Raw genomic sequence first — 7,916 nt, forward strand, 5'->3', positions numbered from 1 at the left:
CTGAAGGATATCCAGCGCCAGATCCTGCAATTCCTTGGTCCGCAGGTGATGCAGGAATTTCTGCGCTGGATGCTGCCCGCCTTGCGGCCGGAGGAAGCGGTCGGGCTGCTGGGCGGCATCCGGGCGACGGCGCCTGCGGCGGGCTGGGCGGCGATCTGGAATCTGGCGCACCGCGTTCTGCCGCCCGAAAAGCTGCATCACCTTGCGAACCGGCTGGGCGAAGCGGCACCGGCGCGGGAGCTGGCCCTGCTGCAGATCGACTTCCCGTTCGCCGGACCATGGGGTGATGATCTCGCGCTGGCGCTGCGTGACCTGGCCGAGGCCATTGCCGCGACCCCGGGCCTGCTGTGGAAGATCTGGACGGAGAATCCGGAAACCGGCCGCGCCGGCGGCATTTACCTGTTTACCGGCAAGGCGGATGCCGAAGTCTATCTTGACCTGCACAGCAAACGGCTGGCTGGCTTCGGCATCGACGGCATCGCCGCCCGTCTGTTCGGGGTCAATGAGGCGCTGGGGCGCATCAACCGCGCGCCGCTGGCGCCGACCTGACCGGCTTCAATACCCGCGTGTGTAATCCACCAGGCGCAGGATCGGCAGGCCCTGCTGCAGGCGGCGGATATTGTCGACGATCTGCGGCGCCACATGGGCCGGGATGCTGTCGGCCGCGTTATGCGGCGTCACCGTTACCTTCGGGTGAGTCCAGAAGGGATGGTCGGGCCGCAGCGGCTCCTCATTGAACACGTCCAGCGTGGCGCCCGATAGCCATTCGCTGTCCAGGGCATGCAGCAGATCGGCCTCCACCACATGGCCACCGCGGCCGGCATTGATGATATAGGCGCCGCGCGGCAGCAGCGACATCGTGCGACGGCTGATGATGCCGCGGGTCTGCGGCGTCAGCGGCAGCAGGCAGACCAGCACGTTGCAGATACGCAGAAAGCCTTCCAGATGGTCATCGCCATGAAAACTGGTGACGCCGTCCACGGCTTTCAGGCTGCGGCTCCAGCTCGCTACCTGGAAGCCGAAATCGACCAGCTTCTTCGCAACATGGCTGCCCAGCGTGCCCATGCCCATGATGCCGATCACGCGTTCCGAGGCATCCACCGGCGGCAGCCAGCGCCAAGTGCGGTTGCGCTGGTTGGTTGCCATGGCGTCGACCTGGCGGTGGAAGCGCAGCACATGCAGCAGCACATATTCGCTCATGCCCACGGTCAGCCGGCCATCCACCACGCGGGCCAGCGGCACATGCTTTGGGATGTTCGGGTCGGCCAGGATGCCATCAACGCCGGCGCCGAAACTCTGGATCAGCTTCAGGTTTGGGAAGCTCCGCAGCAGACCCGGCAGCGGCTTCCACACAAGCGCCACGTCGATCTCGGACGGATTGCCGGTCTGCGGATGCAGGCGAATATCCAGATCCGGCGCCTCGGCTTTCAGGGCGGCGGCCCAGTCTTCGACCGGATGATTCTTCGAATAGATCAGCAGGGCCATGACAGGGTTGCGGTCAGGTGCGCACGGCGTGATCATGGATCACCGCCACGTCGAAGGCGGCAGCGATCAGCGCGCGGGTATAGTCGGTCTGTGGCGCCTCGAAAATTCGTTTCGCGTCGCCCTGTTCGACTACGCGGCCATCCTTCATCACCATCACGCGGTCGGCCAGGGCGCGCACTACGCGCAGGTCGTGGCTGATGAACAGATAGGCCAGCCTGTGCTTCTGCTGCAGGTCGCGCAGCAGATCGACGATCTGGGCCTGCACGCTCATGTCCAGCGCCGAGGTCGGTTCATCCAGCACCACGAAACGGGGCTTCAGCACCATGGCGCGGGCAATGGCGATGCGCTGGCGCTGGCCACCGGAGAATTCATGCGGATAGCGATCCATCGTGGCCGGATCGAGGCCAACCTCGGTCAGCGCTTCCGCCACCATGACGCGGCGGGCGGCTTCGTCGCTGCCTATGCCATGCACGCGCAGGCCTTCCTCGACGATATGAAAAACGGTCAGCCGTGGCGACAGCGAGTCGAACGGGTCCTGGAACACGATCTGCATCGCCTTGCGCAGTGGCCGCATCTCGGCCCAGCTGCTGCCCTGCAATTCCCGGCCATCGAAGCGGATGCTGCCTTCGCTTTTCTGCAGGCGCAGCAGCGCATAAGCCAGTGTCGATTTGCCCGAGCCGCTTTCGCCCACCACACCCAGCGTCTCGCCGGCGCGGATGCTTAAGCTGATGCCATCCACCGCCTTGATATGGCCGATGGTCCGGCGCAGCAGGCCGGCGGTGATCGGGAACCAGACCTTCACATCTTTGGCTTCGGCCACCACCGGTGCATCGGTATCGGCGATCTGCGGCTTGCCTTTCGGTTCGGCGGCCAGCAGCTTTTTCGTATAGGCGTGCCTCGGCGCCGCGAAGATATCGGCTACCGGTCCGGCCTCGACGATCTCGCCCTGGGTCATCACGCAGACCGTGTCGGCCACGCGACGCACGATGTTGAGATCGTGGGTGATCAGCAGGATCGCCATGCCCAGCTTGGCCTGCAGGTCTTTCAGCAGCTTCAGGATCTGCGCCTGGATGGTGACATCCAGCGCGGTGGTGGGCTCGTCGGCGATCAGCAGGTCTGGCTCGTTGGCCAGGGCCATGGCGATCATCACGCGCTGGCGCTGGCCGCCCGACAGCTGGTGCGGATAGGCATCGAGCCGCTTCTCCGCCTCGGGCAGGCCAACCAGCCGCAGCAGTTCCAGCGTGCGCGCCCGGGCCGCCGCCTTGTCCAGCCCCTTATGCAGGAACAGCACCTCGTTGATCTGCCGCTCGATGCTATGCAGCGGGTTGAGCGAGGTCATGGGTTCCTGGAACACCATGGCAATGCGGTTGCCGCGGATACCGCGCAGCACCGGCTCGGGCGCGCCGACCAGCTCCTCGCCGCTGCGGAAGGTGATCGAGCCATTCGGGTGACTGGCCAGCGGATATGGCAGCAGCTGCAGTACCGACAAGGCCGTCACCGATTTGCCCGAGCCGCTCTCGCCCACCAGCGCCAGCGTCTCGCCGCGCCGGATGTCGAACGAGACATGCCGTACCGCATCGGCATCGGCGCCGAAACGCACGCTCAGGTCTTTCACCCGCAGGAGAGGCTGTTCGGTCATGCCGCTCACCGGAAGGTCTTGCGCGGATCGAAGGCGTCGCGCACCGCCTCGCCGATGAAGATGAGCAGGCTGAGCATCACCGCCAGCACGGCGAAAGCGGTAATACCCAGCCAGGGCGCCTGGATGTTGGTCTTGCCCTGGCTGAGCAGCTCACCGAGCGAAGGTGAGCCGGGCGGCAGGCCGAAGCCGAGGAAATCCAGCGCGGTCAGCGTGGTGATCGAGCCATTGAGGATGAAGGGCATGAAGGTGAGCGTTGCCACCATGGCATTGGGCAGCAGGTGGCGCAGCATGATCGAAACATCTGAAACGCCAAGCGCGCGGGCGGCGCGCACATAGCCGAAATTGCGGGCACGCAGGAATTCCGCGCGCACCACGCCGACCAGCGCCATCCACGAGAACAGCAGCATGATGCCCAGCAGCCACCAGAAATTCGGCTGCACGATGCTGGCCATGATGATCAGCAGGTACAGGGTCGGCAGGCCAGACCAGATTTCGATGAAGCGCTGGAAGATCAGGTCGGTCTTGCCGCCGAAATAGCCCTGCACCGCGCCGGCGATCACGCCGACGACCGAGCTGAGCAGGGTCAGCACCAGGCCGAACAGCACCGAGATGCGAAAGCCATAAATCAGGCGTGCCAGCACGTCGCGGCCCTGGTCGTCGGTGCCGAGCCAGTTTTCCGTGCTGGGCGGCGCCGGCGCCGGACGGCCGAGATCGTAGTTGATGGTGCGGTAGCTGTAGCGGATCGGCGGCCAGATTATCCAGCCATCCTTTTCGGCGATCAGCTCCTGCACGAAGGCATCGCGATACTTTGCCTCCGTCTCGAAATCGCCGCCGAAGGTGGTTTCGGGATAAGCCTTGAAGGCCGGGAAATACAAAGCGCCGTCGTACTTCACCAGCAACGGGGAATCATTGGCGACCAGCTCGGCGAACAGGCTGAGTACGAATAGTAGGATGAAAACCCACAGAGACCAGAAGCCACGGCTGTTGTCGCGGAAGTTGCGCCAGCGCCGGGTATTGATGGGCGAGAGCTGCATCGGCTCAGGCCTCCCGGCTTTCGAAATCGATGCGCGGATCGACGATCACATACATCAGGTCGGAGATCAGGTTCACCACCAGCCCGAGCAGGGTGAAGATGAACAGCGAGCCGAACATGATCGGATAATCGCGTTTCAGCGCCGCCTCGAAACCGAGCAAGCCGAGGCCATCCAGCGAGAAGATCACCTCGATCAGCAGGGAGGAAGTGAACAGGATGCCGATGAAGGCCGAAGGGAATCCGGCGATCACGATCAGCATGGCATTGCGGAAGACATGGCCATACAGAACCCGGCGCTCGGACAGGCCTTTTGCCCGCGCCGTCAGGACATATAGCTTGTTGATCTCTTCCAGGAAGGAATTCTTGGTCAGCATCACCAGCCCGGCGAAGCCGCCGATCACCATGGCGGTGACCGGCAGGGCCAGGTGCCAGAAATAATCGACGAGTTTCGCGCCCCAGGAAAGCTGGTCCCAGTTATCCGAGGTCAGGCCGCGCAGCGGGAACCACTGCAGGAAACTGCCGCCGGCGAACAGCACCACCAGCAGGACGGCGAACAGGAAGCCGGGAATGGCATACCCCACCACGATGGCGGCCGAGGTCCAGGTGTCGAACGGGCTGCCGTCGCGCACCGCCTTGGCAATGCCAAGCGGGATCGAGATCAGATAGACGATCAGCGTTGTCCACAATCCGAGCGAGACCGAGACCGGCAGTTTCTCGATGATCAGGTCCACCACTGGGCGATCCTTGAAATAGCTCACGCCGAAATCGAAACGGGCATATTGCCCCAGCATGAGGAAGAAACGTTCATGCGCCGGCTTGTCGAAGCCGAACTGTTTTTCGATCCGCTTGATGAATTCCGGGTCCAGGCCCTGGGCGCCGCGGTATTTGGCACTGCCCTCGGCGGCCTGGGCGAAGGCCCCGGCGCCAGGGCCGGTTTCCCCGCCGGTGGCGCCCGAGACGCGCGCAGTGACATCGGCCGCCGTACCGGTCACCTGGGCGATCACTTGCTCGACCGGGCCACCCGGGGCGAACTGCACCACGGCGAAATTGATCACCATGATGCCGAGCAGGGTCGGCACGATCAGGGCGAGACGGCGCAGGATATAGGCAAGCATGGCGCTACTCTCTCACCGATGCCTTGGCAAATTCAATGCCTTGTCTTTTTCGTGATCGATCCACCAGGTGTCGACCAGCCCCACATCATAGGCGGGTTTCACGGTTGGTCGGGCGAAGCGGTCCCAGTAGCCCAGTTTCACCGTGCCGCTATACCAGTGCGGGATCACATACCAGCCCCACATCAGCACGCGGTCGAGCGCGCGGGTGGCGCTGCGCAGCTCGGCGCGGTTTTTCGCCGAGACGATATGCTCCACCAGATCGTCCACCGCCGGATCGCGCACCCCGGAGAAATTGAAGCTGCCCACCGTGTCGGCGGCGCGTGAGCCCCAGTAATTGCGTTGTTCCACGCCGGGGGTGAGTGGCTGGGCGAAACGGCGCGACATGATGTCGTAATCAAAGCTGCGCATGCGATTTTCGAAGGTCGAGATGTCGACCACGCGGATCGATACGGTGATGCCGATGCGCTCCAGGCTGCGGGCAAAGGGATTGATGATGCGCTGGAAACTGGGTTCATACAGCATGAATTCCAGCTCGAAGGGGTTGCCCCTGGCATCCACCAGCTTGCCAGCTTTGATGCGCCAGCCGGCCTGCAACAGGAGTTCCTGCGCCAGTTTCAGGTTGGCCCGGTTGTTACCCGAGCCGTCGGTGCGCGGCGGCTGGAATTCCTGGGTGAAGACCTGTGGCGGCACCTGGGCGCGATAAGGCTCCAGCAGCTTCAGTTCGGCTTCCCCCGGCAGGCCGCTGGCCGCCAGGTCGGAATTCTCGAACATCGAGCGTGTGCGTTTATACAGGCCGTAGAACAGCGTCTTGTTGGCCCATTCATAGTCATAGGCCAGGTTAAGTGCCTGACGCACCCTGCTGTCGCTCAAATGCGGCTTGCGGCTGTTGAGGAACCATGCCTGCACGCCCGAGGGCGTCTCGTCCTTCAGAATTTCGCGTTTGATGCGGCCTTGGTCAAAGGCGGGCTTGCCCTGGTATCCGGTGGCCCAGACGCGGGCGATCACCTCTTCGCGGTAATCATATTCTCCGGCGAAGAAAGCCTCGGCGGCGATGTCGCGGTCGCGGTAATAATCCTCGCGGATCTGGGCGAAGTTGTAGCGGCCGCGATGCGCCGGCAGGTCTTTCGCCCACCAATTCTCCACGCGCTGGAACACGATGCTGCGGCCGGCATCGACGCGGGAAATGCGATAGGGGCCGGACCCGGTGATCGGCTCGATGGTCGGCGAAGCAAAATCGCGACCCTGGAACCAGGCTTTGGAGAGGACCGGCAGGGTGGCCACGATCAGTGGTAGGTCGCGACGGCTTTCCGTCTCGGCGAAACGGAAGGTCACGCTGCGTGGTCCATCGGCGGTCACGCTTTCCACATCGCGCAGGATGAGCTGATAGAGCGGATGGCCGTCTTTCTTGGTTGCCTCGACGGTGAAGACGACATCCTCCGCCGTCACCGGACTGCCGTCATGCCAGCGCGCGCGCTCATTGAGCTGGAAGGTCACCGCAGACCGATCCGGCGCCAGATCGGCGGTTTCGGCCAGATCGGCATAGACGGCATCGGGCTCGTCCATGGCGCGGACCATCAGGCTCTGGAAGGTCAGGCCCAGATTCTGCGCGGTCACACCCTTGAGGATAAGGGGGTTGAGGTTGTCGAAACTGTCGAGCTGCCAGCCGCGCAGTTCACCACCCTTCGGCGCATTCGGATTCACATACTCGAAATGCCGGAAATTCGCCGGGTATTTCAGGTCGCCGAAAGCCGACAGGCCATGGCGCGGTTCGGCCTGCGCCGGTAATGCCGCAAGCAGCAGAAACGCCGCAAGGAATCGATGCCGCATCAGGGCTTGGTGCCGGTCAGCTTCGCCGCCTTGGCCGGGTCGACCCACCAGGCCATGAAATCGGTGCCGTTCTTCGGCGTCTTGGGCGGCAGCCCGAATTTGTCCCAATAGGCGATGCGATCGGCGCGCAGGCTCCAGCCCGGTACCAGATACTGGCCCCAGCTCAGCACGCGGTCCAGCGCACGGGTGGCGGTGATCAAGCTGTCGCGGTCGGCGGCATAGATCACCGCATCGATCAGCTTGTCGACCACTGGATCCTTCAGGCCGATCCAGTTGCTGCTGGACGTATTGTCTGCGGCGGCCGAGGAGAAGAAGCTGCGCTGCTCGTTGCCAGGCGAATTCGACTGGCCCCAGCCGGAAAAGATCATGTCGTAATCAAAGCTGCGGATGCGCGCGACATACTGCGCCGAATCCACCGTGCGCATGGAAAGCTGAACGCCGAGCCGCTGCAGGTTTTGCGTCCAGGGCGCCACGATGCGCTCGTAGGTGGGATCGGACAGCAGGAATTCGATATCCAGCGTCTCGCCCCTGGCGTTGCGCAGCCTGCCGTCCTTGACCTCCCAGCCGGCCTCCTTCAGCAGGCGGGCCGCCTCGCGCAGGTTCTTGCGGTCCTGTCCCGAACCGTCGGATGTCGGCGCCTGATAGGCCGGCCCGAAGACTTCCTTGGGCAGTTTGTCGCGGAAGGGCTCCAGCAGTTTCAGTTCGGCGGCCGATGGTTCGCCGCGGGCGGCGAAGTCGGAATTCTCGAAATAGCTGCTCGAACGGCTGTAGCCGCCGTAAAAGAAGGTCTTGTTGGTCCATTCGTAATCGAAGGCCA

General features: G+C 63.6%; 7 protein-coding genes. 1 reads left to right on the forward strand and 6 read right to left on the reverse strand.

Annotation, left to right across the window (positions count from 1 at the left end):
* Nucleotides 1-549 (forward strand): monooxygenase (locus tag Q1J79_RS19145; RefSeq protein ID WP_300303674.1); only part of this gene is annotated, 549 nt, incomplete at its 5' end.
* 6 nt (nt 550-555) lie between these two features.
* On the opposite strand, the gene Q1J79_RS19150 is transcribed toward Q1J79_RS19145, so the two are convergent.
* The 6 genes from Q1J79_RS19150 to Q1J79_RS19175 form a co-directional block, all read right to left on the reverse strand.
* Entirely contained in the window at nt 556-1,485 is a 930-nt protein-coding gene (locus Q1J79_RS19150) for a glyoxylate/hydroxypyruvate reductase A (protein ID WP_300303677.1), read from the reverse strand.
* Between the two features lie 13 nt (nt 1,486-1,498).
* A complete protein-coding gene (locus Q1J79_RS19155) occupies nt 1,499-3,124 on the reverse strand; it encodes an ABC transporter ATP-binding protein (RefSeq protein WP_300303680.1) in 1,626 nt (541 codons plus the stop codon).
* A 5-nt stretch (nt 3,125-3,129) separates the two neighbouring features.
* The gene (locus Q1J79_RS19160) at nt 3,130-4,158 is read right to left on the reverse strand and encodes an ABC transporter permease (RefSeq protein WP_300303683.1); all 1,029 of its coding nucleotides are present in this window, start codon (nt 4,156-4,158) and stop codon (nt 3,130-3,132) included.
* A gap of 4 nt (nt 4,159-4,162) precedes the next feature.
* On the reverse strand, nt 4,163-5,272 hold the full coding sequence (locus Q1J79_RS19165) for a microcin C ABC transporter permease YejB (protein WP_300303686.1): 1,110 nt from the start codon (nt 5,270-5,272) through the stop codon (nt 4,163-4,165).
* Nucleotides 5,273-5,284: 12 nt separating this feature from the next.
* Nucleotides 5,285-7,099, reverse strand: a complete 1,815-nt coding sequence (locus Q1J79_RS19170; protein ID WP_300303689.1) for an extracellular solute-binding protein — start codon at nt 7,097-7,099, stop codon at nt 5,285-5,287.
* Nucleotides 7,099-7,916, reverse strand: an 818-nt coding sequence (locus tag Q1J79_RS19175) for an ABC transporter substrate-binding protein (protein ID WP_300303692.1), incomplete at its 5' end; no start/stop codon positions are given. The genes Q1J79_RS19170 and Q1J79_RS19175, both read right to left, overlap by 1 nt.

Source organism: Ferrovibrio sp., from assembly GCF_029255545.1.
Lineage (GTDB): Bacteria > Pseudomonadota > Alphaproteobacteria > Ferrovibrionales > Ferrovibrionaceae > Ferrovibrio.